The organism is Sphingobium sp. GW456-12-10-14-TSB1, from assembly GCF_059424385.1.
Genome location: NZ_JBWKZI010000001.1, coordinates 2,790,246 through 2,816,218 on the forward strand (window position 1 = coordinate 2,790,246; position 25,973 = coordinate 2,816,218).

The window sequence follows — 25,973 nt, forward strand, 5'->3', positions numbered from 1 at the left end:
CGGGTCAGGGCGACCGGCATGATCGGGTGCGCGCCGGCTCGCCAGGCGTTGGCCGCGCGAACTAAAGCCGGGCTCGCTACTCGTCCGAGGCTGCCGCGAGACTCCACCCGCCATCGTCGCTCATCCGGTCGTCGAGACGCTTCATCACCAGCAGCGCCTCGAGCATCTGGGTGCTGTCAACCATGCGGGCGTGGGCTGCCGGCCGGCGGACGGCCATCAGCGTCAGCATGTCGTGATCGAAGCGCTGGCGGTTGACGAAGATCACCTCGAACACCTGCTCCCAGTTGTCCTTGCGGAGGATCACGTCCTTCAGCTCGCCGAGCTCCGTGTAGTTGATCAGGGCCGACGACTGCTCACCCGACTTCAGCGCCGACTCCCGGACGCCTTTGGCCTTGGCGAACACCCCCTGGTCGACACGCTGCTTGAACCACTTCGGACCCGCGTGTGCGAGGAGCTTCTCTGCGAGGAATTCCCGCAATCGCCGCTCGAAGGCCAGGACACCGCGGTAGGCGTCGATCTGTGCGTCCGTCGCGCGGATCGACACCGAAACCCCTCCGAACGAGAACAGCGCGACGGCGCCGTCCTCATCGCGTCCGCCGGCGGCGAGTCCGCTTTCGATCATGACCTCCACCGCCACCAAAGGAGGTGCGGCGACCAATCCGGAGTCGACCTCCGCACGCCGGTAGTGGCGCTCTCGAACCCGGCGGTCCCGCCAGAAGCTTGGCGGCAGGTCGGGGCGCGTCCGCCATCCGCCCATCAGGCTCCGCACCGCCTCGTCGTAGGACGAGCCATCGATGCCCCGCATGTCCCCCACGCCCGCGATGACCGACATCTTGAGGCTCGTGCCCGCGATCGCAGATCGAACGTCATCGGGAAGGCCGATCGAGGCCAGCGTCTTGCCCAGCTGCGAGGTTCCCACAGCGGCGCCAAAATCCCCCAGCCGGCCCCTAGCGCGAGCAAGGTCGGCGGCGATCTCGGCGAAGCCGGAGCCGATGATCGACATGTCGGCCACCTTCGGCCCCTGCAGCGCGGCGGCCCAATTGCCGATGCGAAGTCGATCAAGCTCGCCGATGCCGCCAACCCGATCGATGATCCCACTCATCCGCCGCTGCTGTTCGGCCAGATCGCGGATGATCTTGCCGACACCGAGATCGTTCCGGGCCAGCCCCTGAAACCTGTCCATCGTTGCGCCCAAACCGAGCCGTTCGATGTTCAGAACCGACGCGCGCGCCACGTCCAAAGCGGAGCCCACTTCCGCTTTGCCGATGGACATCCCCAGGTCGCGCCTGATCACGTCCAGCGCGCTGCGTCCCATCAGCTCGTCAATACGCGAGATGCCGAAGAGTGCGCGTTCGAGGTCCGACCGGTTTCCTGCCATGCCAGACGTATACCTCAGCATCCGACCGGCGACCACAATCCCACGTTGAAAGCTTCCTCGACGTTGACTCTTTGACGATCATCGAATAGTTCGATGATCGTCAAACCGAGGGTTTAGAGTGGAGCAAGATAGAGCTGTTGAAGCGCTCGCCGCGCTTGCCCAAGACACGCGGCTGAACGTGTTCCGGATGCTGATCCGGGCGGGTCCCAGCGGGATGACCGCAGGCAGCATCGCAAGCACCCTGTCAGCCCAGCCGTCCACCATGTCGCATCATCTCGGGCTGCTGGAGCGGGCGCGCCTTGTGCGATCGCACCGTGAAGGGCGCACCGTAATCTACGTGGCCGACTACGAGGGCACGCGCGAACTCCTTGGATTCCTGACCGAGGACTGCTGCCAAGGCCGCCCAGAACTCTGCGGGCCCCGCATCAGCGACCCGCTCTCCTGCTCACCCAATGGGAATTGCGAATGACCACGACCATCTACCACAACCCGGCCTGCGGGACCTCGCGCAACACCCTGGCGATCATCCGCGCCAGCGGCACCGAACCGGCCATCGTCGAGTATCTTCAGGATCCGCCCTCGCGGGAGCGGCTGGTCCAGCTCATGCGCGACGCGGGCCTATCGCCCCGAGACCTGCTCCGCCAGAAGGGCACGCCATATGCGGATCTCGGCCTCGCCGACCCGACGCTCAGCGATGACCAGCTAATCGACGCGATGGTCGAACACCCCCTGCTGATCAATCGCCCCCTCGTCGAGACACCACGGGGTGTGCGGCTTTGCCGTCCGTCCGAAGCAGTGCTCGAAGTCCTCGCGACGCCCCTCGCCACCGACTTCATCAAGGAGGACGGCGAGGTGGTGAAGGCCGATGCCCGGGCTGATTGAAATGTCCACCTCGCCCACCACAACCGCCAAGCCCGCGATCTCGACGTTCGAGCGCTACCTCTCCGTTTGGGTGGCGCTCTGCATCATCGTCGGCATCGGCCTGGGTGCAGCGCTGCCGGGTCTCTTCGGCGCGATCGCCGCGGCGGAGGTCGCCCGCGTGAACCTGCCCGTGGCTTTGCTCATCTGGCTGATGATCATCCCGATGCTGCTGAAGATCGACTTCGCCGCGATGGGACGGGTGCGCGAGCACGCCCGGGGCGTCGGCGTCACGCTGTTCATCAACTGGGCGGTCAAACCGTTCTCCATGGCACTGCTCGGCACCGTGTTCATCGGCTGGCTGTTCAGACCGCTGCTGCCGGAGGCGCAGATCGAGAGCTACATCGCCGGGCTGATCCTGCTGGCCGCAGCGCCATGCACGGCCATGGTATTCGTCTGGTCAAACCTGTGCGATGGCGAGCCCAACTACACGCTCAGCCAAGTCGCGCTCAACGATCTGATCATGGTGTTCGCATTCGCCCCGCTGGTGGGTCTTCTCCTTGGCGTGGCCTCCATAACAGTGCCTTGGGACACCTTGCTGCTCTCGGTCGCGCTCTACATCGTGGCGCCGGTGATCGTCGCTCAGCTGATCCGAATTGCGGTTCTGGCGAACGGCAGCAATGCGGCGCTCAATCGGCTGCTCGCAGCGCTCGGCCCCGTCTCGCTGGTGTCGCTGCTGACGACGCTCGTGCTGCTCTTCGGCTTTCAGGGCGAGCAGATCCTCGCGCAGCCGCTCGTCATCGCGCTCCTCGCCGTGCCGATCCTCATTCAGGTCTACTTCAACGCGGGTCTCGCCTACTGGCTGTCGAAGCGCCTCGGCGTCGCGTGGTGCGTCGCCGCTCCGGCCGCGCTGATCGGGGCGTCGAACTTCTTCGAGCTCGCGGTCGCGGCCGCGATCTCGATCTTCGGCCTGAACTCGGGCGCGGCCCTTGCCACGGTGGTGGGCGTGCTGGTCGAGGTCCCGGTGATGCTCTCGGTCGTCTCGATCGTGAAGCGCAGCCGCCTCTGGTATGAGCGCTCGGCATGACCATCCCCATCTACATCGGCGCGGCCCTCGCAGAGATCGGCGGCTGCTTCGCGTTCTGGGCATGGCTTCGGTTGGACAGGTCGCCACTCTGGCTGCTTCCCGGAATGGTGTCGCTGGCGCTGTTCGCCTGGCTACTCACCCTCGTCGATAGCGACGCGGCAGGACGGGCCTACGCCGCATACGGCGGGGTCTACATCTGCGCATCGCTAGCCTGGCTCTGGGCCATCGAAGGACTGCGCCCGGATCGCTGGGACCTGATCGGCGCATCGCTTTGCCTCGTGGGCGCGGCGGTGATCCTTCTCGCGCCGAGGACCGCATGATGCGCGTCCGGAATCTCCCTGCGCCGGACGCCTTCCCGGCGCTAGATGATCGATACCTCATCGCGCGGCCAGCAATTGGCCTGGGAGATGTCGAGCCGCGCCCCAGGATCCTGCTGCTCTACGGTTCGCTGCGCGAGCGTTCATTCTCGCGCTTCGCGGTTGAGGAAGCCGCACGGTTGCTGCAGCTGTTCGGCGCCGAAACGCGCATCTTCGACCCCTCGGACCTGCCGCTTCCCGATCAGGTACACGGCGACGACCACCCCGCCGTCCATGAGCTCCGCGAGCTCTCGATGTGGTCCGAAGGGCACGTCTGGTGCAGCCCCGAGCGGCACGGGCAAATCACCGGCATCATGAAGGCGCAGATCGACCACCTGCCGCTCGAGATGAAGGGCATGCGGCCAACCCAGGGTCGGACGCTCGCCGTCATGCAGGTCTCGGGCGGATCGCAGTCGTTCAATGCGGTCAACACGCTGCGCCTGCTCGGGCGCTGGATGCGCATGTTCACCATCCCCAACCAGTCCTCGGTCGCCATGGCCTACAAGGAGTTCGACGAGGACGGGCGTATGAAGGCTTCTGCCTACTACGACCGGATCGTAGACGTGATGGAGGAACTGGTGCGCATCACCGTGCTTATGCGGCCTCACGCAGCGCAGCTGGTCGACCGTTATTCGGAGCGCAAGGCAGCGGGATCGTCCGGGAATCCGCAGACGGACCATTCGGCCGTCGCCATTGGAGATGCACGCTGACCCTGCGTAGTTTCCACCAGCGCCGATGCACCCTATATGGGCCGCGCGGTCAAATGGCGGTGGAGGAAGTTGCATGAAGCGCTTGGTGTTCTGCTTCGACGGGACGTGGAACAAGCTCGTTCCCGATCTCGCCACCAACGTGGTGCTCACGGCCGCAAGCATCGACCGCATAGACAAGAAGGGCGTCGCGCAGATCATCCACTACGACGAGGGCGTCGGCACCGGTGCCCTCGACTCGCTGCGCGGCGGAATGTTCGGCACCGGCCTCATCGATAACGTGCGCGAGGCCTACCGCTTCCTCGTCTTCAACTACGACCCGGGCGACGAGATCTACGTCTTCGGCTTCTCGCGCGGCGCATACAGCGCTCGGACCTTCGTCGGCTTCATCCGCCACGTCGGCCCGCTCCACCGGCTCCACGTCGGCCGGATCGACGAGGCGGTGAAGCTTTACCAGGAGCGCAAGGAGGGCAAGGACGGTGCCGGCGAGGCGATGCGCCGATTCCGCGCCGAGTTCTCTAACAAGGTCTGCATCGGCACGGCCGACGACGACTGGCGCTGCGCGAATCAGCCCGGCTACGTGGCGGGCAGCGCTCCGCAGCTCAGGGTCAAGTTCCTGGGCGTTTGGGATACGGTGGGCGCCCTCGGCGTCCCCGAGATCCTGCCCTTCAGCGGCTGGCTCAATAGCGAATACGACTTCCATGATCCCAGCCTGGACTCCTTCGTCGAAAGCGCGCGGCACGCAGTCGCCATCGACGAGCGGCGCGAGTTGTTTCCGCCCGTGCTGTTCGGTGACCTCGTCACGCTGAATACCGCCGCGGGCTTCGAGAACGAAGATCCCAAGGCGCCCTATCAGGAGCGCTGGTTTCCCGGCGTGCACGGGTCGGTCGGCGGCGGCGGCGATATCCGCGGCCTGTCCGACGACGCGCTCGCCTGGGTCCTCGCTGGCGCCAAGCGGGCCGGGCTGAAGCTGGATACTACCGTGGGCACGCGCATCCACGGCTTCCGCCCCGATCCGCTCGCGCCGCTGGTGAACGAGGCCGACCCCGAATGGAGCATGACGCAGCTCGCCAAGGACGACCGCGATGGCCCAAAGCATCTCTGGCAGCTTTCCGCGAGCGCCATCCGCCGCTGGCGCACCCCGGCGGAACGGCTGGGTGGCAAACCCTACCGGCCAGATTCACTCGCCAAGGTGGCCCATCAGCTCGACGCCATGGGACCGTGGGACTTCATCCCGCCCGCCGACCTGCTGGCGACCGAGAAAGTCAAGGTTGGCGACCTGCTGAGCACCTATGCGCATCGGCACTACGGCAAGGCAGACCTCTGGCCGCACATCCTCGAAGCGAACCAGGACGTGCTCGACGATCCGGACGAGATATTCCCGGGCCAGGAGATCAGGATTCCACGGTTGCCAGCCGCGACTGCGCCTCCGCCGACGACCTGATCAGGGTCGAACGGGCTCCGACGCCGGCGTCTCGCCCGCGCCGCCACTTGGCGCTGGCTCGGCGCAGCCCAATTCCTGATCGAGCGGTGTGAATGGTGCGGTGCGCATGGGGAAGAGCCGAAGCCGTGCGCGAAGCTCCACCTCGTCGAGCGAGCGGCGCATCCCGCAGTAGTTAGCTGCGCGCGGTGTATCCTGGTCGAAGATGAACGCGGTCATACGGCCATCGAGAGTGACGACCACCTTCCAATAGCCCGAGGGCACGCGGTGCCGCTCATCGGCGCCGGGCATCGGACGCATGAGGCGCTCGAACAATGGGCCGGTCAGCACGTGAACGGCAACCTTCTCCTTCTGCGCAAGCCGCGTCTCGCGGGCCTCGAGCCGCTGCCAGCTCGCCTGGTTCAGCGCTGATGACTGCGGCGTGATGTTGGACAGCCTGTTGGTGTCGGGCCAGAACGGCGTGCCGGAAAACGCCGCGAGCGGGGCCTGGTGCCCACGATCCACGCCGAGGGCTTCGTTGGCACCGTCGTAGTCCTGCTCCTCCAGCGTCTCTTCCGGCGCCAGCCAGGGATCCACGCTCCACCCCCGCGACTGCGACTTGCCGACGGTCTCCGGGGTGATCCGGTAGGCGACCCAGACCGCCATCTTAGTCAGCGGATCGGCCGACAGCGTGTAGATCTCGCGCACGATCGTGTCCGCGTTCTCCGGTGCGCCGAGCGGGCAGGCTTCGACGCAGTGGAAGGTGTGCAGCCGCGCGTCGTCGGCGAACGCAGGCGCGGGGGTGGCCGATATCGCCGCTAGTGTTGCGACCAGGACCGCCGAGCGGCCCAGAAATCGAGCGATCATCGCGTCCGGAAGCAGTGTCCAACTTGGCATCATCATCTCCCGTTATGACGCGTCCTAGGCTAATACCATGCCGATCGGCGTGGTATGCTGGTTAATCACCTACTTGCCAGCCCTCGGCTTGCTTCAGCGACAGCTCCATTGCCTGCTCGATCCATTCGTCGGAGATGCCGTGGCGCTCGCTGATCGGCCGGATGAAGGCGTCAACCTCGTCAGACAGTTCCTTGAAGAGCTCGACCCGCGCCTCACACCAGGCGATCATCGCCGTCCTCCCCTGCGGGCTCATGAAAGCTATGTCGTTCTGCCAGAAGAAGCGATGGGCCAGCACGTCGCGATCTTCCTTCGCCTGCCTGAGCCGTGCCAGGAGGTCCGGCGGGAAGCCCTCCAATCCTTCGATCTGCTTCAGCATGTTGCCATAGGTCCTGGCGAGGCCAACCTCGTAGGCCGCGTCGAACGCGACATGCCAGCTTGCTTCATTGTCGTGCGACGCCTTGGTGCCCAGCGTGCGCATGACGATGTCAGCGTTGACCATGCCATGCTCGAGCACCTGAGCCATATACATCGCCAAGCCATAGCGCGAGTACACCTCGCGGATCTGCTCCTCCTCGAAGGAACCGGTTGGCCATATCGACCCGGGCTCGTGACCATCCATGCGTTTCTGACCTAAGCGTGGCCAGCAAGGCCGGCAACGACAAGCGTTGCTCGCACAACTGAACGGTCAATGGGGTTAAATACCCGCCTCAGTCGTCGAACTCGGCCGGCTCGGCGAGGAAGTGCTCGACGATGCAGAGCGACGCCAGATGCCGCTCGTGGGGCCAGTCCGTTCCGCAGGGGCAATCGTCATCCCGCGGTTCGCGCCGCCACACGCCATCCTCGCCAACGCGGTGATACCAGCCGCGATCAACACCTACTGCATCAATCTCCTGGCCGGGATGCCGCACCATCAGCGCGCCGAGGTGAACGAGGTCGGGCTCGACGAGATCGAGCGCTAGCCCCTTCTGATAGAACAGGCCGCCGGCGTGCTGGGGAAACTTAACCAGCGTTGGCGCCTCGAACACGATGCCCCCGTGCTCCCGCAGCATCTGCATGACCTTTGGGTAGACGCGCGGGAAGCCTCGATCGGGCGAACCGAAAAGGGTGATTTCGGGAACCTGGACGCCGATCCCGCCAGAAAAACCATCAACCTGATCGAAGAAGTCCTCGATCTTCCCGCCACGATAGAATGCAACCACAGGCGAGGCGATCTTCACGAAGCTGTCGTCGTATTCCGGCAGCTCGATCCCGCGGCGGAATGCCGGAATATCACCCAGCGGGTTCTCTACGCCCGGTATCGGGATCCAGGGCAGACTAAGCAGCGCATCGAGGATAGGATCCTCGGTGGACGGGGGGAAAACGTCACCTGTAGAGACGAGACCGGCTTCTGCGGCGAACTCGCGAAAGGTGGCGCAATCCGCCTCTATGTGCGCGACAAAGCACTTGGCCGGCAGCGGCGCGTTGCGTAACGGTCCGAGGAGGTAGGCCCGCTGGACGCTGGCACGGGTCCGGGCGCCTTCTAGGGCGATGGCCGTCAGATCTGTCAGGCCGACCGCCTGGCAAGCCGCCCGATCAAGCACGTAGAGATGACCGACACCATCGGCGGCCTCGTAGCTCGCCATCTTCTTGCGAAGGAACAACGGGCGCTCGTCGCAGTCCTCACAGAGTTCTGCGGTGAGTTTGTCGGAATACCGGTTCCCAGCGAACCACGCCGAGACGGACGCCTCGCCCGAACAATCGAGATAGAACGACCGCCACCCGTAGTGTTGCAGAATCGCCTGGTTCAGCGCCAGATCGGAGTGCTGGCCGGTGAACGCGCCCAGCACCTCGTCAGCGTAGCGGCCCCATCGAAGCATCTCGGTCGGAATGCAGCCGTGCCGATCGAACGACGTGGTGGCGGAGGGCCGGTTCGCCGGGCCGTAGTGCTGCGTCTGTCCGCGGAACAGAACATCCTCGCCGAACTCGGCCAAGCACGCCTTCAACCCGGCCAGGTCGTCCACCCTGATGTTCATCGTTGCCATTCTCGCCTACCCCTGAGCTCCGTTCTGCACATTCGCCATATCGCTCGAAAACGCCTCGAGAATGCGGCATTCCGCGACCGTGCCGCCCGCGCAGGTGGAGATGGCCGCCGAAAGCTGCCGGCGAAGCGACTGCAGGTCGGCGATCTTGCGGTCAACCTCGACGAGATGCTGGCTTGCCAGCGCATCTACCTCGCCGCAGTCCCGATCCCGCTGCCCAGCGAGGTCCAGCAGCGCCCGGATCTCCTCCAGGCTGAAGCCCAAGTCCCGGGTCCGACGGATGAATCCAAGCCGGGCCACACGTCGTCGGCGCCGTAGGAACGGTAGTTCCCCTCGGTGCGCGCCGGCGGATCGATCAGTCCCGCGCGCTCGTAGTAGCGGATCGTCTCGATCTTCACGCCCGTCGCCGTGGACAGCCGCCCTATGGTGATCGCCGTCATGAAAAAAACCTCTTGAGCCTGTAGCTACTACAGGGTGCATATAGGCTTCCACTACGATTCTTTCGGGGTGGAAATGGCCTGCACCAGCTGCCCATCGGACAAGGTAAGCCCGAGCAACGATCCCGCCTGGCGCCGGGCGCTTTGGATCGCGCTCGGCGTCAACGGCGCGATGTTCGCGGCCGAGATGGCCGCCGGCGTCGCGGGCGGGTCGAAGGCGCTCCAGGCCGACGCGCTAGACTTCCTCGGCGACGCGGCGAACTACGCCATCGGTCTCGGCGTCGCCGGCATGGCGCTCGCCTGGCGCGCCCGAGCCGCGATGCTCAAGGGCGCCACGCTGGCGGTCCTCGGCCTCTACGTGCTGGCATCCACGGTCTGGGCGGTCTGGCACGGCCGGACGCCCGAGGCCGAACTGATGGGGATCGTGGGCATCGCGGCGCTCGTCGCGAACGGCGCGGTGGCGCTCATGCTCTACCGCTTCCGCAGCGGTGACGCGAACATGCGCTCGGTCTGGATATGCTCGAGGAACGACGCCATCGGCAACGTCGCCGTAGTGCTCGCAGCAGCGGGCGTGTTCGGCACCGGCACGGCATGGCCTGACCTGTTCGTGGCGGCGATCATGGCTGGGCTCGGCATCTCCGGAGGCATCCAGATCATGCGGCAGGCCGGTGGCGAACTTGCGTCGACGCCTGAAGCCACCGGAAGCCGCGAACGGAGGGCGGTGTGAACCGGGGTAGCACGCTTCGGCGCGGGTTCCTGATGGAGGAGCTTGCGTGCCATCGGGTGACGCGCGGTCCTCGAAATGCTATCGGGCGCCGCATGGCTCGCATGGTCGGCATCCTGATCGGCATCGCGCTCGCCCTGTCGCTGGCGACGGGCGGGGTCGCGCACGCGGCCGAGCGGATCTGCCTGCCTGGCACAGAAGCGATCGCCGAAGGCCACAGCGACGGGGATCGCGACCAGAAGCGGGACGGTGAAAAGGGCCAGGCTCATCACCATGGCACCTGCAGCGGGCACCACCTCGCTGCACCCTCGGATGGCCAAGTCCTGAGACCGGCGCTCGTTGGCGGTGTCTCGCCAAACATAGCCCCCGTCACCCTCGGCACGCCCGTCGTTCCGCTGGCCGAACTGAGACCGCCGATAGCCTGACGCCGTGACCGCGTGCGCGTGAACGCGCGCCGCAGCCCACATCGTCAGGAGCAATCAACATGCATCGTGTCATCGCGGCCGTCCTCGCCGCAGCGCTCTGCGCACAGGCCGCGCAGGCGTAGAGCGCCCCGCCCGGCGGGGAGCGCCTCACCCTGCCGCAGGCACTCGAACTCGCCGGCGCCGGCGCTCCGGCCGTGGAAGCCGCCAGCGCAGGCCTCCGCGCGGCCCGGGCCCAGCGTCGGGTCGCTGGCCTGCGGCCAAATCCCACGGCCAGCCTCGAAGCCGAGAACGTGGCCGGCAGTGGTCCCTACGCCGGCATCCAGTCCGTCGAGGCCACGGCCAGCCTGTCGCTGCCCATCGAACTCGGCGGCAAGCGGTCCGCGCGCATCGGCGTGGCCGACGCGGAGACGCGCCGCGCAGGCCTCGCAGCCTCGGTGGCCGAGGCCGACCTCGCGCTGCGGGTGACGCAGGCGTTCAGCACGCTCGCGGCCGCCGAACTGCGGACCTCGATCATGCGCGAGCAGGCGGGTTTCGCCCGCGAGGGTCTACGCGTGGCGCAGGTGCGCGTCCGGGCCGGGCGCGCCTCGCCGCTCGAGGCGGAGCGAGCCGAAGTGGCGCGGGTGAACGCCGAGACCGCCGCCGATCGCGCCGACCGTGCGGCCCGGCTCGCCCGTGCCAACCTTTCGCGGCTCATCGGGCGTGACCCCGGGGAGATCGACACCGCTTGGTTCGACCACGTGGCTCTTGGTCCACGGCCGGCAGCCTCAAGCCAGGGAAGCCTGGCGCTCGCCACCGCGCGAGCGGACACCGACATCGCGGACGCGCAGCTCCGCCTCGCGCGGAGCCAGAGGATCGGCGACCTGACCGTCAGCGCCGGCGCACGCCGCCTCGAGGCCACCAACGACGTAGCGGCGGTCGTCGGGGTGAGCATTCCCCTCCCGCTGTTCAACAACGGCAGGGCGGCGGTCGATGCCGCCCAGGCCCAGCGGGACCAGGCTGCGGCGCTCGCACGCGCCGCAAGGATCGAGGCGGAACAGGCGATCGCGGCGGCGGAGAACGATCTCGCCGACGCCGAGGCCAACGCCCGCAACGCGGCGGGACCGGCCTTGGCGGCCGCGCAGGAGGCGGCGCGCATCGCCCGGATCGGCTATCGCGAGGGCAAGTTCGGCCAGCTCGACCTGCTCGAGGCCGAGCGCACGCTCGCAGAAACCAGGGCGGCCGCGATCGACGCGCTTGCCGCATACCACGACGCCGAGGCGCGACTGACGCGGCTTACCGCCCGCACGCCCATCACCGAGGACCAGCCATGACGAGCAAATACCTGCGGGCGCTTGCGCCCGTCACCCTGGCGCTGGCCCTGGCCGGCTGCGGGGGAAGCCAGCCCGAGGAGAAGGCCGGCGGGGAGCGCGGCGAGAAGGAGTCCCATGCCGACGAGGGCGCGGTGAGCCTCTCGCCGCAGCAGATCGCCGAGGCCGGCATCGCCATAGTCCGACCCACCATCGGCGGGGAGGCCGGCGCGATCGAGATCAGCGGCACCGTCGAGGGCGATCCGCAGGGGGTGCAGGTCGTCTCGGCCGCCATCGGTGGCCGTGTCGTCTCCCTGACGCGCAACCTCGGACAGCCCGTCAGCCGCGGCGACGCAATGGCCATCCTCGAGAGCCGCGAGGCCGCTTCACTGAAGGCCGAGGTCGAAGCCGCGCGTGCCAGGGCCGCGCTCGCGCAGACCAACCTGCGCCGCGAGCAGCGACTGTTCGCCGAGCGCGTCTCCCCCGAGCAGGACCTCGTTGCCGCCCGCACGGCCGCGACCGAGGCCAACGTCGCCCTGCGGCTCGCCCAGCAGCAGCTGGCCGCGACCGGCGGCGGCGGCGGAGCGCTCAACCGCATCGCGGTCCGCGCGCCGATCTCAGGCCAAGTCATCGCCCGCTCGGCCACGCTCGGCCAGACCGTGGCTGCCGACGCCGAGTTGTTCCGCGTCGCCAACCTCTCGCAGGTGTCGATCGCGATGTCGCTCCTGCCGGCCGACGCGGGGCGGGTGAGGCCGGGCGCAGGGGTCACGGTCACCGCGGCCGGGCGGCGCCAGGAGGCGCGGGTCACGTTCGTCTCGCCCGTGCTCGACGAGACGACCCGGCTCGTGCCGGTGATCGCGAGGCTCGCCAACAATGGCGGAATCTGGCGCGTGGGAGAGACGGTCAACGCCTCGATCATCGTTCCGGCAAGTGGCGACCGCACCGTCGCGGTGCCCTCGACTTCGGTCCAGATGATCGAGGACCGGCCGCACGTGTTCGTGCGCACTCCGACCGGGTTCAAGGCGGTGCCCGTCACGCTAGGCCGGACCAACGGCGGCCAGGTGACTGTCCTGTCCGGGCTTACCGGAAGCGAGCAGATCGCCTCGGCCAACAGCTTCACCCTCAAGGCGGAGCTCGGCAAGGGCGAAGCCGGCCACGACGAGCACTGAGCCATGATCGCACGCATCGTCACTTTCTCAGTCGAGCGGCGCTGGCTCGTCCTGCTGCTCACAGCCGCCGCATCCATCCTCGGCATGTTCGCGCTCCAGCGCCTGCCTATCGACGCCGTCCCCGACATCACCAACAACCAGGTGCAGATCAACGTGGTCGCGCCCGCGCTCTCGCCGGACCAGGTCGAGAAGCAGGTCGCGTTCACCGTGGAGACGGCGCTCGCCGGCATTCCCGGGCTCGAATACACGCGCTCGCTCAGCCGCAACGGCTTCGCGCAGGTCACCGCCGTCTTTGACGAGGGCACCGACATCTACTTCGCGCGGGCGCAGGTGGCAGAACGGCTCCGCACGGCGGAGGAGGACCTGCCGGACGGCGTGAACCCGGAGATGGGGCCGATCGCCACGGGCCTCGGCGACATCTTCATGTGGACCGTCGAGTTCCGCGAGCTCGACAGCGTCAACCACAAGAACGGCGAGCCCGGGCTGCAGAAGGACGGCAGCTACATCACGCCGGAGGGCGACCACCTCGTCAGCGAGGCCGACAAGGCGACCTATTTGCGCACCGTGCAGGACTGGATCGTGACGCCCCAGCTTAAGGGCACCGCCGGCCTCGCTGGCATCGACTCGCTCGGCGGCTATAACAAGGAATACCTGGTCGTTCCGGACGTCCAGCGCATGGCCTCGATGAAGATCACGCTTGAGGACCTCGCCAAGGCGCTCGAGCGCAACAACACCAGCGTGGGCGCTGGCATCGTCAACCGCAACGGCGAAGGTCTGTCCGTTCGAGCCGATGGCCGTGTCCGCAACGCCGACGAACTGGCCGCCACCGTGATCGCCACCCGCGAGGGCGTCCCGATCGTCCTCAGCCAGGTTGCGGCCGTTCAGATCGGCCAAGGCCTTCGCATGGGTTCGGCTTCCGAGAATGGGCGCGAGGTCGTCGTGGGCACTGCCGTGATGCGTATCGGCGAGAACAGCCGGACCGTGTCCACCGCCGTCGCCGAACGCCTGCAGGGCCTCGGCCGGTCCCTCCCGGTGGACGTCATCGTCAAGCCCGTGCTCAATCGGACCGACTTGGTCAACTCGACCATCGCGACAGTCGCGCGCAATCTCGGCGAAGGCGCACTGCTCGTCATCGTCGTGCTCTTCGCTCTGCTGGGAAATTTCCGCGCGGCACTGATAGCAGCCCTCGTCATTCCGATTACGATGCTGCTCACCAGCATCGGCATGCTCCGTGCCGGGGTCTCGGCGAACCTCATGAGCCTTGGCGCGCTCGACTTCGGCCTGATCGTCGATGGCGCCGTCATCATCGTCGAGAACTCGCTGCGCCGGCTCGCGCACGCGCAGCACGACCGCGGCGATGTGCTGTCATTGCGCGAACGCCTCGACATCGTCGCGGCCTCGGCGCGGGAGATGATCCGGCCTTCTGTATACGGACAGGCGATCATTATCCTCGTGTTCGCGCCGCTGCTCACTTTCACGGGGGTCGAGGGCAAGACCTTCGAGCCAATGGCGCTCACGGTGATCATCGCCCTGGCCTTCGCATTCGTCCTGTCTCTCACGTTCGTCCCGGCGGCGATCGCCATCTGGCTGTCGAAGCGGGTGGAGGAGAAGGAAAGCCGGGCGCTCGGCTGGCTGCGCGAGCGCTACGAACCGGGCCTCGACAAGGCGATGCGCCGCCCCAGCGCGACCCTCGGCATAGCGCTGGGCGCGCTCGCCCTCGGCGGCGTCACGTTCGCAACCCTCGGCCAGGAGTTCCTGCCGCAGCTCGACGAGGGCAATCTCCTCGTCCAGGCGATCCGCATTCCCGGCACTTCGGTCGACCAGAGCCAGGCGATGCAGTCGCAGGTCGAGCGGGCGATCGCCAAGCAGCCCGAGGTCGCCTTCGCGTTCTCGCGCACCGGCACCTCGGAGATCGCCTCCGATCCCATGCCGCCCAACATCAGCGACACCTTCGTGATCCTGAAGCCCCGCGACGACTGGCCCGATCCGGACCTCGCAAAGGCCGAGTTGGTCGAGCGCCTGGAAAAGCGCCTCTCATCAATCCCCGGCAACGCCTACGAGATCACCCAGCCGATCCAGATGCGCTTCAACGAGCTCATCGCGGGCGTGCGCGGCGACGTGGCCGTGAAGGTGTTCGGCGACGACTTCGCACAGATGAACGCGACCGCCGAAGCCATCGCCGACGTGCTGCGGCGGACGGAAGGTGCCACAGACGTGCGCGTCGAGCAGACGGAGGGCCTGCCGATGCTCGACATCCGCCCCAATAGGACGGCGATGTCGCGGGTCGGCGTGACGGCGGCCGATGTCCAGGACACGGTCTCCGCGACGATCGGCGGCCGCCAAGCAGGCATGATCTTCGAGGGCGACCGCCGCTTCCCGGTCGTCATCAGGCTGCCCGAGGCCGCCCGTTCCGATCTGACCGCGATCGCGAAGGTGCCGGTGCCGACGCCTGACGGCGCGTTCGTGCCGCTCTCCACCGTCGCCGACATCGCGATCGTGGACGGGCCCAACCAGATCAGCCGCGAGAACGGCAAACGGCGCGTCGTCGTCCAGGCGAACGTGCGAGGCCGGGACGTGTCGAGCGTGGTCGACGACGCAAGGGCGGCGATCGATGCACGGGTGAAGCTGCCCGCCGGCACATACCTCGAATGGGGCGGCCAGTTCGAGAACCTCGCATCCGCGAGGGACCGCCTGATGATCGTGGTGCCGGTCTGCTTCGCCGTCATCATGCTGCTCCTCTACGGAGCGCTTGGATCGATCCGCGACGCGCTCATCGTCTTCACCGGTGTTCCGCTTGCGCTCGTGGGCGGCGCCTTGGCGCTGGCCCTGCGGGGCATGCCGTTCTCGATCTCCGCTGCAGTCGGCTTCATCGCGCTCTCGGGCGTGGCCGTCCTCAACGGCCTGGTGATGGTCACCTCGATTCAAGACCTGCTGCGCCGAGGCCTGGAGCGAGCCGCCGCCGCGCGGGAGGGTGCGCTTGTTCGACTCCGGCCGGTCGCGATGACGGCGCTCGTCGCTTCGCTTGGATTTGTGCCGATGGCGTTCGGACACGGGGCCGGCGCCGAGGTGCAGAAGCCGCTGGCGACCGTGGTCATCGGCGGGCTGATCTCGGCGACGCTGCTGACGCTCTTCGTCCTGCCGACGCTCTACGCTCGCTACGGCGAACGCCGGGATCCGGCAGCCGGCGTCGGGTCCGAGGTTGACGAGGCGACGACATGAGCGAAGAGCACATCTCGCTGGACACCGCCGAGCAGCGGCGGACCCTCTGGATCGTCCTGCTGCTGAACGTCGCGCTGGCCGCGGCCTTTGGCATCACCGGCGCGACGGCGGATTCCAGCTCGCTCATCGCCAACGGCCTCGACAACGCGTCAGATGCGCTTGTCTATATTATCAGCCTGCTGGCGCTCACCCGCTCGGCGGCCTGGAAGCGAGGCGCGGCGCGAGCCTCCGGCGTGCTGCTTCTCCTGTTCGCCGCTGGCGTGCTGTTCGATGCGGCGCGGCGTTACCTTACCGGCAGCGAACCGCTCGGGCCGACGATGATCGCCATGGCCCTGGCAGGCGCCGTGGTGAACGGGATCTGCCTTTGGCTGCTCAAGCGGGTGGAGGAGCCGGACGTGAACATGCGCGCGGCGACCACCTTCAGCTTGAACGACTTCATCTCGAACGGCGGGATCGTGGTGGCAGGGGCCCTGGTTCTCTGGACCGGCCGCAACTGGCCGGACCTGCTCGTCGGCGTGGCGGTAGCCGCGATCGCGATCAAGGGAGGCGTCGAGATCCTGCGCGACGCAAGCGCAGAAGTGCGGCGCGACAAGCTTCAAGACTGACGGGCGATTTTTCAGGAAAGTCCGGCTGATAGTTGCTGCGCGGTCTGATAACGGAACACCATGTTTGCACTTCTTCTTCTCTCCCTCGCACTGGCAATGGACGCCTTCGCCGTGTCGCTCGTGCGGGGTGCCGCAGGCAAAGGTCGCAAGATTGATGCTCTGATCCTCGGGAGCGCATTCGGTTTAGCACAAGGCCTCATGCCGTTGGTCGGCTGGCTGCTAGGCGTCGCTTTCGCAGAGACCTTCAGGTCAATTGACCACTGGATCGCGTTCGCGCTGCTGACGGTCCTTGGCCTGCGAATGATCAGGGAGGCTCGCTCAAAAGAGACCGAGACGGTCGCAAGAGGGCCACTCTCACCCTTGGGCCTACTGGTCGCCGCATTCGCTACGAGCATTGATGCCGCCGCTGCGGGAGTCGCCCTCCCGCTACTCGGTGTGCCGATACCGGTCGCGTGCCTTGTGATAGGCGGGGTGACCGGCGTGCTATGCGCGAGCGGATACGTAGCTGGCGCTCGGATCGGGACGAAGCTCGGGAAGAAAGCTGAACTGGCAGGCGGTATCGCGTTGATCAGTCTTGGAATAAAGATACTGATAGAACACCTCAGCGCGTGAGGCCCTACCTTCGCGGTAGCATAGATGTAGCCGTGATGGCGGCAACGGGAAAAGCATCGGTGCGGTGCCAGCACAGCTTCGTTAACAAGCGTTCGGGCCGCGGAACTCCCCGCTGTGGAGACGACGCCCCGGGAAGCAGAATCGCTCAGCTCGGCAGGCCATCGGCGGCACTACCCACGGCTGGTTCAAGATTCGACGGATGCCGGGCCCCGGATGCCGAAGAGAAGATTGGCAATGCGAAAGGCTGGCGCCGGACGGCTATGACCGCACTCTGGCGTCTTATTCGGCAAGCGTGTCGATGATGGGGCACTCGGGCCTGTCGTCGCCGTGACACTTCGACGCGAGGTCGAGCAGCGTGGCACGCATCTGCTCGAGCGCCTGTGCCTTGCGCCCGAGTTCCTCGGCCCGCGCGGTCGCCAGCGCCTTCACGTCAGCGCTCGACCTCGACCGGTCCTGCCAGAGCCCGAGCAGCGCACGGATTTCTTCGATCGGGAAGCCGAGGTCGCGTGCATGGGCCACGAACCGAAGCCGAGCGACATCAGCGTCCGAATAGTCGCGATAGCCGCTGTCCCGGCGCGGCGGCGACGGGATCAGCCCGATCTTCTCGTAGTGGCGGATCATCCGCTGCGAGACGCCGCTCGCATTCGAGGCCTGGCCGATGTTCACAGCCGCACCGTATTCAACCTCAGCGCATTCGTCACCACCGCAAAGGACGACAGCGCCATCGCCGCGCCGGCGAGCATCGGCGATAAGAGGATGCCCGCCACAGGATAGAGCACGCCGGCCGCGATGGGCACGCCGACACCGTTGAAGACGAAGGAGAACCACAGGTTCTGGCGGATGTTGCGCATGGTGGCATCCGCCAGCCTGCGCGCCCGCACCATCGCGGCCAGGTCGCCCTTCGTCAGCGTCATGCCCGCGCTTTCGATCGCGACATCCGTGCCGGTGCCCATAGCCACGCCCACGTCAGCCGCGGCGAGCGCGGGCGCGTCGTTGATCCCATCTCCGGCCATGGCGACCACGGCCCCATTGGCCTTCAACTCGCCGACGATCCTCGCTTTGTCCTCTGGCCGCAGATCGGCGTGCACCTCGTCGATGCCGCCGATCATCCGCGCGACAGCATCGGCAGTGCCGCGTCCGTCGCCGGTCAGCATCACGATCCGCAGGCCCTCGACATGCAATTCAGCAATTGCGCCGCGGGCCGACGCCTTCACCGGATCGGCCACGGCGAGCATCCCGGCCAGCTGGCCGTCCACCGCGACGAGCATGACGCCAGCGCCTTCCGCCCGGCGCGCCTCGGCCTGCGCCCGAAGCCCCGCGGGATCAGCACCAGCGGCTTGCATCATCGCCGCGTTTCCGATCGCCACGGCCCGCCCCGAAACCGTGGCGGCCACACCCGCGCCGGTCGTCGAGGCGAAATCCTCAGCCGCAGGGACGTCGAGCCCCCGCTCCTCGGCGGCGACCACGACCGCATGGGCAAGCGGGTGCTCGGACCGGCGTTCGACCGCGGCGGAAAGCGCCAGAAGCTCGTCCTCGCCGATGCCGCCCACCGTCTCGACGGCGATCAGCTTGGGCCTGCCCTCAGTGAGTGTGCCGGTCTTGTCGATCACCAGGGTATCGACCTTTTCCAGCGCCTGCAGCGCCTCGGCGTTCTTGACTAGGACGCCGGCGTGCGCGCCGCGCCCGGTGCCGACCATGATCGACATCGGCGTCGCCAGCCCGAGCGCGCACGGGCAGGCGATGATGAGCACGGCGATGGCGTTGAGCAGCGCGTGGCCGAAGCGCGGCTCGGGCCCGACCAGGTTCCAGACGACGAAGGTCGCGACCGCCACCGCCATGACGAGGGGCACGAACCACGCCGAGATGCGATCGGCAACGGCCTGGATCGGCGCGCGGCTGCGCTGCGCCTCTGCGACCATCCTGACGATCCGGGCGAGCACCGTGTCGGATCCGATCGCCTGCGCCTCCATGACCAGGCTGCCGGTCGTGTTGACGGTGCCGCCCGTCAGCTTCGCGCCAGGCTCCTTCGCAACGGGGGCCGGCTCGCCGGTCAGCATGGATTCGTCGACGGCGGAGCGCCCCTCGACAACGGCGCCGTCCACCGGGATGGCCTCGCCGGGACGGACCCGTAGCCGGTCGCCGATCATAACCTCGGACAGGTCGACCTCAACCTCGGATCCATCCACGCCGATGCGGCGGGCCGTCTTTGGCGCCAGGTTCATCAGGGCTCGAATCGCCCGGCCCGTAGCTGCGCGGGCGCGCAGCTCGAGCACCTGCCCGAGCAGGACGAGCGTGACCACGACGCCGGCCGCCTCGTAGTAGACGGGCACCATCCCGTGCATGCGGAAGGTCGGCGGGAAGAGCTGTGGGGCTACCGTCGCGACCAGGCTGTATAGGAACGCCGCCCCCACGCCGATCGCGACCAGAGTGAACATGTTGAGGTTTCGCGTGCGGATGGATGACCAGCCGCGCTCGAAGAAGGGCCAGCCGGCCCATAGCACGATCGGCGCCGCCAGCGCCAGCTGCACCCACGGGTTCCAGGCGGCCGGCACGAAGTGGACCCCGAGCATCTCGGCGACCATCGAGACCAGCAGGAGCGGAACGGCGAGCGCGCCCGCGACCCAGGTCCTACGCGTGAAGTCCACGAGCTCCGGGTTTGGGGCGTCATCCAGAAATGGCTCCTCGGGTTCGAGAGCCATGCCGCAGATCGGGCAGGTGCCCGGTCCCTCCTGCCGGATCTCGGGATGCATGGGGCAGGTCCACATTGCGCCTGGAGTGGCCTGCACTTCCGGGCGGGGCGCGTTGCTCAGGTAGGTCGCCGGATTTGCGACGAACTTCGCGCGGCATCCAGCGCTGCAGAAGTGGTAGTCATGGCCGGCGTGCTCAGCATGATGCATCGTAGTCAGCGGATCGACATCCATTCCACAGACCGGATCCTTCTCGGTCCCCTTGGATTGACCCCCGCCGCAGCACGCGTGCGCGGCTGCCGGAGCCGCCGCCACGGGCACCGGTTCCAGATAGCGCGCCGGATCAGCGGCGAACTTCGCCCGGCAGCCGGCGCTGCAGAAATGATGGTCCTGATCCCCGTAATGGGCATGGTGGGGCGTGGCCGCCGGGTCCACGGTCATGCCGCAGACGGGGTCCTTCACCTGACCGTCCACTTGATCGCGGACGTTCTTGCCGGCTCCTCCGCAGCAACCGTGGCCTGCATGCGCCGTAGATTTCGGGTCGGTCATAGCCTTCTCCTGTTCGACGCATGAGGATGTAGGGCTTGACACCGTGTCAGGGTCAAGAGCCAATTTCAGACCGCGGCCGAACCCTTTTCAACGCTCAGCCCGAAGCCGGAGGCTCGAGCGTCCCAAGCCACGCGACCAGGCCGAGTATCGCGACCCCCGTCGCCGCCTCGAGGCCGACGCTGAGCCGAAGCCGGGCCACGGCCGCAGACCCACCATCGATCCCGGCCGCGATCGCCGGGGTCAAACGAAACCGGTTCGAAGCGGCCAAAGCGAGCATTGCGGCGAACAGCGCGAGCTTGAGGATCAACAATTGGCCGTAGGTGCTAGCACCCAGCTTCCAGCCCCCCTCCACTCCGACCAACAGCGCGCCGTTCACGAGACCAGTTAGAACGATTAGGCCGACGATGACGCTTCCGCTGACGGCGAACCCGTCAAGGGCCCGGTGCAGACGGTGCAGCGATCCTGCAGATCCGCCGCGGGTGGTCGCGGCCGCCCATAGAAGCGCCGCAAGGGCTCCGAGCCAGGCCGACGCCGCGAGCAGGTGAATCACGTCGCTGGTGAGGTGAATCCACCCTGCCATACCTTCGCTCGCCACGCCGTGGCCACTCCACGCGAGCGTTGCGGTCGCGAGGGCCGCCATCGCCGTTATCGCCGGGACGGTGACCCGGCCGCCTGCCCGCCAGGCGCAGGCTAGCGCGAGGACTACCAGCAGGGCGATCACGCGCACGACGAACGCCCAGCCGACGGCGGTCTCCAGCGTCACTGACCCGAGCGTCGCGCGATCGAGCGAGAGCAGCGGCACACCCATCATCCCGGCCGTCGTGACGAGGTAGCCGCAGACGCTGAGCAGCAGGCCGGCAATCGCGAGGAGCGACAACGGCGCCCGGAGCCGGAACGGCCCGGGCACCTGGCTCCCTTGCGGCGTATAGAGCGAGAAGAGCGGAAGACCGAAGAGCAGCCCGAGGTTCAGGTATAGAAACCAGCGGGCGACGATGAGCTGCTCCTCCAGCATCAACGGACCGTGAAGCTCAGGCTACCGGTGATGCGGTGCGTGTCCGCGGACACCGCATGCCAGTCGACCCTGTAGGTCCCGGCGGATAACGGCCGGGGCAGGCGCGCGACGAGGGTCCTGCCGTCGGGACCGACCGTAGTCCGGACACCCGAAACCTTCATCGGGCCGTGGTTCGCCATGCCAGACATGCCCGTCATGGTCACCTCGGCGCCTGAGAGTCTAGGCATCAGCCGCTCGCTGAATGCCAGCGTGGCCACGTCGGTGCTCCGCACCACGGCGCGCGCCGCCGGGGCGGAGCTGACGAGCTTGGGATGGGCAATGGCGGGGACTGCTTGGCCGAGCAGAAGCAGGGCGGCGGGCAGGAGGAACTTCTTCATCGCGTATCTCCGTCTGGATTTGACTGAGATACGCAGCTTGGGCCCGCCCCCCTCGGTCCGGCTACGCTTTGGAGCCGAGGGTTCTCACGCTACAATGCGTAATGCCTGGACGCAGGGGCGGGAGTTAGACGATGAACCAAGTAGACGCGGCGCTCTCGCGCCTGAGGGACCATCCGGTCGATCCCCGCCTGGCGGACATCGGCCAGGCCGTTCTCGCGGAGGTCGATTTCCAGCGGCGCCATGGCCCGCCCCTATCAGGCTCGGTCTTCGGGTTGGCGGCGGGGCTGGCGCTCACCATAGGGCTGCTGGGGACGGCCCTGCCGAGCTGGGAGAACCGCGCCTCGCCGATCGCGCCATTCGGCGCGCCACCCGCGCTCGCGCCTTCCACCCTGCTCGGAACAGGCGAATGACCGATCGCCGCCGACTGCTCGTCATAGCCCTGATCGCCTTCCTCGCGGCCATCGCGGGCGCTTTCCTGGGCCGCGCCTTCATCACACCGCAGGTGGCTGTGGAGAGCGAGCTGCATGCGCTGCTCCACCACGACCTCGGCCTCGACAAGGCCCAGGAAGCGAAGATGGAAGCGATCGAGCGGAACTTCGCGACGCGCAAGGCCGCCCTCGAAAGGGAGCTACGCGCAGACAACGTGAGGCTCGCCGAGGCCATCGAGGCGGAACACGGCTACGGCCCGGCCGTCAGTGCCGCCGTCGACCATTCGCATTCCGCCATGGGACAGCTGCAAAAGGAGACGCTCGAGCACATCTTCGCGATGCGGTCGGTGCTCAGACCCGATCAGGCCGCCAAGTTCGACGCGGCGGTCGTGAAGGCGCTGACGGCCCCCGAACGGTGAACGCGCAACTCGCCGCGTGCCCGGACGGCGAACTCGCCGCGCTGGCGCTCGGCGGGCGGCAGCCCGCCTACAGCGAGCTGATGCGTCGCCACCGGGACCAGGTGTTCCGTCTCCTGCGCGGCTACACCAACGACGACGATGCCGCCCTCGACCTCACGCAGCAGACCTTCATCGCCGCGTTCGGCGCGCTTGCACGATATGACCAGGCAAGGCCGTTCCGCGCCTGGGTAGCGCGGATGGCGATCAACAAGGCGCACGACTGGGCACGCCGCCGCGCCGTGCGCAGGTTCCTCACGTTCGCCCGTCCGATGGACGAGGCCCAGCACGTCGCCGATGCGTCGGCGTCCGCCGAGGACGGCCTCGCCGATCGTCGGGAACTCGCCTCGGTGATGTCTGCGATTGCAGACCTGCCCGCGAACCTCAAGGATACGCTCCTGCTGCGCACCGTCGAGGGGCTCAGCCAGGCGGAGACCGCCGAGTTGCTTCGGATCAGCGAGAAGGCGGTGGAGACGAGGCTGCGCCGGGCGAGGGTCAAGCTCGCGGACCGCCTAGAGGACCGGTGATGGCGTGCTGCGCGGGGGAGCGGCGGCGATCGGACGAGAGTAGCGCGCGAAGGTTGCGATGGACCAGATGGTCCACTTCCGCGCGGGTCATCTCCAGCGTCGATGCCAGCATGTCGTAGGCAGCACCGACGTCGAGCGGCGTCGATGGCCTCCCCTCGGTGCAACCGAACGGACCGTCCGTCTCGGTGAGCAGGCGATCGCGCGGCATCGCCTTCACGGCCGCCCGCCCCGCCGCACTGGCGAGCATATTCGCCCCGACCGAGAACCAGCAGCCGAGCCCGGCCGCCCGCTCGACCACTGATGGCTTCGCGGAGAACCAATGCAACACGCACTCGCCCGCCGTCGGCTCGGTCTCTATCAGCTCCAGGAGCATAGCCGCGGCGCCCCGGCCATGCAGCGAGATGATCTTCCCGCCTGCGGCCGAGCAGATCGACAGTATCTCGGACAGGACTTCGCCTTGGACATCGAGCGTGGCCCGGTGCGGTGCCGATCCGTCGAGGCCCACCTCGCCGACGTAGTCGGTCTCGTTGATGAGCGAGCGGAACAGCGGCAGCTCATGCCGCCGAGCGGCGGCGAGTTCGGGGTGAAGGCCAAGGGCGGTGCGGATGCGGCTGCCCTCCGGCGCCAGACGGCGAGTGCCCTCGAAGGCGCTAGGAGTGGTCGTGACAGAGAGCACGTACATGCCGCGGCTCGCCGCCGCGTTCGCCACCGCCTGGGGATCGGAGAACAGGTCGAGGTGACAGTGGAAATCGATCAGCGCCATCGCACCCGTCTAAACAGACCGCCGAGTTCTGCCAAACCCCGACCGACAGCATCGACCGTGGCGACGCGAGCTACGTGATCGGACGGCAGAGGGCCTGATCGCAGCACCCAGCGCTCAAGCTGCCTGGAGTCCATGCCCACGGACCGCGCCGCCCCCTGCCTTGCCGCTAGGACATCGTCGTTACGGGCACTGTCGCGGAGCTCGTTCAGATATGGCGTGCCGTCGCGCACCCCTGCCGCGTCGAACGCCGCCCGCCGGATCAGGCACGGCACGCATCGGCCGCACTGTCCGTTGCCGCGCTTGCCCTTGCCGCACGAGTAGGACTGCGATGCCAGGCGCGCCAGCTGCGGATGGCGCGCCTGCCCGAGCATCTCGCCCTTCGTGGTGGCGAAGAACGGGTTGTCGATCCGCACGTCGAGGCCAACGCCTGCCAGCACTTCGTTGAGCGTCGATAGCAGGTAGGGGTGGACGGTCCGGGTGCTGAGCGAACCGATCCTGCGCCGGGTCAGCGGCGGATTGATCGCGATGAGCGCGTTCTCAGGCACGATCAGGCGGTTCAGCCCGCAAGCGGCCGCCGCTACGACCCCATAGCCGTAGAATAGGAGCGAGCGCGACCGGGTCGACGGTTCATAGGGCTGCCGCCACCTTTCGCGGATGCGCCCCTCGAAGCGGTCACCGGCCAGACCGAGGCCAGCCTCGAGGATACGCTGCGGCGAGATCTCCTTGGCCGAGCCCTGACTGACCAGAAGCGGCCGTCCGCCCGACTCCCGCAGATGGAGCGCTCCCAGGAAGCTGTCGAGGCCACCGGAGAAAAGGCAGACGGCGTCGTATGAGTGCGGCCTAAGCCGCACGTCCGGCGGGGGCGAGCCTCCACCCGTTATCTCGAGATGCCAGACGTCCCCCGTCAGGAAACGCAGCGCGCGCGTCAGCGCGTCCACCTGCGACAGCCAAGGTGCCGGATCGAGGACCGAGACGCGCAGACCGATCGAGCGGGTCCACCCGTCGGGCGAGCCCGCGCGCAGGACGAAGCGGTCGGCCGCGAAGACTGCCGAGGCTACGGCCAGAAAGTCCCAAGCCGTCGTCGAGATCGGTCCGGGCAAGGTTCGCACGCTTTCCAGCAACGCCGCCCCCAGGCCCGGGAGCTCAGCGCTGCCACGACCGAACAGCCAGACGCCGATCGTGCCCGGCCGCGCATGCGCAGCGGCGGCGTCCGCCGCGACCGGCGTCGCGACGACCATAGTGCCTACCATTCGGCGAGCTCCCCGTAGACCGTGGACGTGATCTCCACGACGATGTTCTCGATCTGCGCGGGCGCAAGCGCACCTCCGTTGCGCTGGACGATCGGCGTGGCGACGTGGTCCGCGACCTCGCGCACGAGGTCGCGCAGCGCGTTCTCGCGCCGGACGGCCGTCGCCGGGTCGACCTGATCGGCCGAGTGGCCCTGCTCCGCCATGACGGAAGCGAAGACCAGCTCGGCCACGAAGCAGACCGTCGCGATCACGACCGTGCGGTCGTCGATCGCAGCCGGATCGAATACGTCGGCACCGTCCAAGCTCTCGACCAGCGCCTCGGTTATCGCAGCGCGGACAAGCTCCTCGTCGAGAATTCCGGGCGGGCAGAAGCGATCGACGATGGCGTCGATCGCGGCCTCCATCGGCAGTCCGGCGAGCTGACCCAGGTCGAACCCGTCGGCGCCGGGCTGCCCGCGCGCCGCAGCCGCGAAGCAGCCGATGGCCGCCCCGCCGGTGCGCGCGGCCCTGGCGTGCCGGGCCGATGCGCCACCTCCGCCCATGGCGCGCGCGTAGCGACCCAAGGCTGTCCTGCCCCTGGCGACGTCACCCGTGCCCATGTAGTCGCGCAGAGCCCGCCGAGTGCCCGCAAGGGGCGAGGCGGGTAGCACGTCGGCCCCGGGTGGCGGCTGGGGTTGGTCCGGCGGCGGCGGGTCCTGGTCGGCCCATGGCGGAACCAACGGCGACC

29 protein-coding genes and 1 pseudogene are annotated in these 25,973 nt (G+C 67.7%); 16 read left to right on the forward strand and 14 right to left on the reverse strand.

From position 1 onward, the window contains the following. Positions 1-76: 76 nt before the first annotated feature. Positions 77-1,378, reverse strand: coding sequence for a hypothetical protein (locus AC07X9_RS13570; RefSeq protein WP_086485801.1), 1,302 nt, complete (start codon positions 1,376-1,378; stop codon positions 77-79). A 118-nt stretch (positions 1,379-1,496) separates the two neighbouring features. Here AC07X9_RS13570 and AC07X9_RS13575 point away from each other — a divergent pair, with 118 nt between their 5' ends. The 6 genes from AC07X9_RS13575 to AC07X9_RS13600 all read left to right on the forward strand — a co-directional run bounded on the left by AC07X9_RS13575 (position 1,497) and on the right by AC07X9_RS13600 (position 5,830). Continuing rightward, positions 1,497-1,847 (forward strand): ArsR/SmtB family transcription factor, encoded by a 351-nt coding sequence (locus tag AC07X9_RS13575; RefSeq protein ID WP_086485802.1) that lies wholly within the window; start codon positions 1,497-1,499, stop codon positions 1,845-1,847. Further along, the gene (arsC, locus tag AC07X9_RS13580; RefSeq protein WP_086485899.1) at positions 1,844-2,260 is read left to right on the forward strand and encodes an arsenate reductase (glutaredoxin); all 417 of its coding nucleotides are present in this window, start codon (positions 1,844-1,846) and stop codon (positions 2,258-2,260) included. Before AC07X9_RS13575 ends, arsC begins: the two co-directional genes overlap by 4 nt. Continuing rightward, positions 2,244-3,323 (forward strand): ACR3 family arsenite efflux transporter, encoded by a 1,080-nt coding sequence (arsB, locus tag AC07X9_RS13585; RefSeq protein ID WP_411778949.1) that lies wholly within the window; start codon positions 2,244-2,246, stop codon positions 3,321-3,323. Before arsC ends, arsB begins: the two co-directional genes overlap by 17 nt. Then, the gene (locus tag AC07X9_RS13590; protein WP_086485804.1) at positions 3,320-3,643 is read left to right on the forward strand and encodes a YnfA family protein; all 324 of its coding nucleotides are present in this window, start codon (positions 3,320-3,322) and stop codon (positions 3,641-3,643) included. Before arsB ends, AC07X9_RS13590 begins: the two co-directional genes overlap by 4 nt. Further along, positions 3,640-4,389, forward strand: coding sequence for an arsenical resistance protein ArsH (arsH, locus tag AC07X9_RS13595; RefSeq protein ID WP_086485805.1), 750 nt, complete (start codon positions 3,640-3,642; stop codon positions 4,387-4,389). The genes AC07X9_RS13590 and arsH overlap by 4 nt, the downstream gene beginning before the upstream one ends. A gap of 73 nt (positions 4,390-4,462) precedes the next feature. Beyond that, positions 4,463-5,830 (forward strand): phospholipase effector Tle1 domain-containing protein, encoded by a 1,368-nt coding sequence (locus AC07X9_RS13600; protein ID WP_086485806.1) that lies wholly within the window; start codon positions 4,463-4,465, stop codon positions 5,828-5,830. On the opposite strand, the gene AC07X9_RS13605 is transcribed toward AC07X9_RS13600, so the two are convergent. The 5 genes from AC07X9_RS13605 to AC07X9_RS13625 form a co-directional block, all read right to left on the reverse strand. Further along, on the reverse strand, positions 5,831-6,709 hold the full coding sequence (locus AC07X9_RS13605) for a DNA/RNA non-specific endonuclease (protein WP_086485807.1): 879 nt from the start codon (positions 6,707-6,709) through the stop codon (positions 5,831-5,833). It abuts the gene before it with no gap. 55 nt (positions 6,710-6,764) lie between these two features. Continuing rightward, complete coding sequence (locus AC07X9_RS13610) at positions 6,765-7,322, reverse strand: hypothetical protein (RefSeq protein ID WP_086485808.1); 558 nt, start codon at positions 7,320-7,322, stop codon at positions 6,765-6,767. An 88-nt stretch (positions 7,323-7,410) separates the two neighbouring features. Next, positions 7,411-8,724, reverse strand: coding sequence for a hypothetical protein (locus AC07X9_RS13615; RefSeq protein WP_086485809.1), 1,314 nt, complete (start codon positions 8,722-8,724; stop codon positions 7,411-7,413). Between the two features lie 6 nt (positions 8,725-8,730). Further along, entirely contained in the window at positions 8,731-8,985 is a 255-nt protein-coding gene (locus AC07X9_RS13620) for a MerR family DNA-binding protein (RefSeq protein WP_369596837.1), read from the reverse strand. Beyond that, a complete protein-coding gene (locus AC07X9_RS13625; RefSeq protein WP_369596838.1) occupies positions 8,910-9,161 on the reverse strand; it encodes a MerR family DNA-binding transcriptional regulator in 252 nt (83 codons plus the stop codon). Before AC07X9_RS13625 ends, AC07X9_RS13620 begins: the two co-directional genes overlap by 76 nt. A gap of 73 nt (positions 9,162-9,234) precedes the next feature. On the opposite strand from AC07X9_RS13625, the gene AC07X9_RS13630 reads away from it, so the two are divergent. The 7 genes from AC07X9_RS13630 (at position 9,235) to AC07X9_RS13660 (ending at position 17,198) form a co-directional block, all read left to right on the forward strand. After that, positions 9,235-9,885, forward strand: coding sequence for a cation efflux transmembrane domain-containing protein (locus AC07X9_RS13630; RefSeq protein WP_086485810.1), 651 nt, complete (start codon positions 9,235-9,237; stop codon positions 9,883-9,885). Positions 9,886-9,977: 92 nt separating this feature from the next. Next, positions 9,978-10,307 (forward strand): hypothetical protein, encoded by a 330-nt coding sequence (locus AC07X9_RS13635; protein WP_140159593.1) that lies wholly within the window; start codon positions 9,978-9,980, stop codon positions 10,305-10,307. A gap of 152 nt (positions 10,308-10,459) precedes the next feature. Further along, positions 10,460-11,617: a TolC family protein gene (locus tag AC07X9_RS13640; RefSeq protein ID WP_369596856.1), complete on the forward strand. Its 1,158-nt coding sequence runs from the start codon at positions 10,460-10,462 to the stop codon at positions 11,615-11,617. Beyond that, positions 11,614-12,762, forward strand: coding sequence for an efflux RND transporter periplasmic adaptor subunit (locus AC07X9_RS13645; protein ID WP_086485898.1), 1,149 nt, complete (start codon positions 11,614-11,616; stop codon positions 12,760-12,762). Before AC07X9_RS13640 ends, AC07X9_RS13645 begins: the two co-directional genes overlap by 4 nt. A 3-nt stretch (positions 12,763-12,765) precedes the next feature. Beyond that, on the forward strand, positions 12,766-15,981 hold the full coding sequence (locus AC07X9_RS13650; protein WP_086485812.1) for an efflux RND transporter permease subunit: 3,216 nt from the start codon (positions 12,766-12,768) through the stop codon (positions 15,979-15,981). Then, entirely contained in the window at positions 15,978-16,586 is a 609-nt protein-coding gene (locus AC07X9_RS13655; RefSeq protein WP_086485813.1) for a cation efflux transmembrane domain-containing protein, read from the forward strand. The genes AC07X9_RS13650 and AC07X9_RS13655 overlap by 4 nt, the downstream gene beginning before the upstream one ends. A 60-nt stretch (positions 16,587-16,646) precedes the next feature. Continuing rightward, entirely contained in the window at positions 16,647-17,198 is a 552-nt protein-coding gene (locus AC07X9_RS13660) for a manganese efflux pump MntP (protein WP_086485814.1), read from the forward strand. Between the two features lie 279 nt (positions 17,199-17,477). Here the strand turns inward: AC07X9_RS13660 and cueR are convergent, their stop codons facing one another. From cueR to copC, 5 genes and pseudogenes are all read right to left on the reverse strand, one after another. Further along, positions 17,478-17,864: a Cu(I)-responsive transcriptional regulator gene (cueR, locus tag AC07X9_RS13665; protein ID WP_086485815.1), complete on the reverse strand. Its 387-nt coding sequence runs from the start codon at positions 17,862-17,864 to the stop codon at positions 17,478-17,480. Continuing rightward, positions 17,861-20,200 (reverse strand): heavy metal translocating P-type ATPase, encoded by a 2,340-nt coding sequence (locus AC07X9_RS13670; protein WP_254908103.1) that lies wholly within the window; start codon positions 20,198-20,200, stop codon positions 17,861-17,863. The genes cueR and AC07X9_RS13670 overlap by 4 nt, the downstream gene beginning before the upstream one ends. A gap of 21 nt (positions 20,201-20,221) precedes the next feature. Further along, a pseudogene (locus AC07X9_RS13675) lies at positions 20,222-20,434 on the reverse strand (YHS domain-containing protein); the annotation flags it as partial. A gap of 94 nt (positions 20,435-20,528) precedes the next feature. Further along, positions 20,529-21,446: a copper homeostasis membrane protein CopD gene (gene copD / locus AC07X9_RS13680; protein WP_086485817.1), complete on the reverse strand. Its 918-nt coding sequence runs from the start codon at positions 21,444-21,446 to the stop codon at positions 20,529-20,531. After that, on the reverse strand, positions 21,446-21,823 hold the full coding sequence (copC, locus tag AC07X9_RS13685) for a copper homeostasis periplasmic binding protein CopC (RefSeq protein WP_086485818.1): 378 nt from the start codon (positions 21,821-21,823) through the stop codon (positions 21,446-21,448). Before copC ends, copD begins: the two co-directional genes overlap by 1 nt. Before the next feature lie 131 nt (positions 21,824-21,954). Between copC and AC07X9_RS13690 the strand changes: the two genes are divergently transcribed. The 3 genes from AC07X9_RS13690 to AC07X9_RS13700 are packed head-to-tail and all read left to right on the forward strand — an operon-like array spanning position 21,955 to position 23,233. After that, positions 21,955-22,233: a hypothetical protein gene (locus AC07X9_RS13690; RefSeq protein ID WP_086485819.1), complete on the forward strand. Its 279-nt coding sequence runs from the start codon at positions 21,955-21,957 to the stop codon at positions 22,231-22,233. Beyond that, complete coding sequence (locus tag AC07X9_RS13695) at positions 22,230-22,670, forward strand: periplasmic heavy metal sensor (RefSeq protein WP_086485820.1); 441 nt, start codon at positions 22,230-22,232, stop codon at positions 22,668-22,670. Before AC07X9_RS13690 ends, AC07X9_RS13695 begins: the two co-directional genes overlap by 4 nt. Next, a complete protein-coding gene (locus AC07X9_RS13700; protein WP_254908075.1) occupies positions 22,667-23,233 on the forward strand; it encodes an RNA polymerase sigma factor in 567 nt (188 codons plus the stop codon). The genes AC07X9_RS13695 and AC07X9_RS13700 overlap by 4 nt, the downstream gene beginning before the upstream one ends. Here AC07X9_RS13700 and qatD read toward each other — a convergent pair. The 3 genes from qatD to AC07X9_RS13715 are packed head-to-tail and all read right to left on the reverse strand — an operon-like array spanning position 23,202 to position 25,809. Next, on the reverse strand, positions 23,202-23,996 hold the full coding sequence (gene qatD / locus AC07X9_RS13705; RefSeq protein WP_217884250.1) for a Qat anti-phage system TatD family nuclease QatD: 795 nt from the start codon (positions 23,994-23,996) through the stop codon (positions 23,202-23,204). The two genes, AC07X9_RS13700 and qatD, sit on opposite strands and share 32 nt — an antisense overlap. After that, positions 23,987-25,246: a Qat anti-phage system QueC-like protein QatC gene (gene qatC, locus AC07X9_RS13710; RefSeq protein ID WP_086485821.1), complete on the reverse strand. Its 1,260-nt coding sequence runs from the start codon at positions 25,244-25,246 to the stop codon at positions 23,987-23,989. Before qatC ends, qatD begins: the two co-directional genes overlap by 10 nt. Continuing rightward, positions 25,240-25,809, reverse strand: coding sequence for a Qat anti-phage system associated protein QatB (locus AC07X9_RS13715; RefSeq protein WP_086485897.1), 570 nt, complete (start codon positions 25,807-25,809; stop codon positions 25,240-25,242). Before AC07X9_RS13715 ends, qatC begins: the two co-directional genes overlap by 7 nt. Positions 25,810-25,973 lie beyond the last annotated feature (164 nt).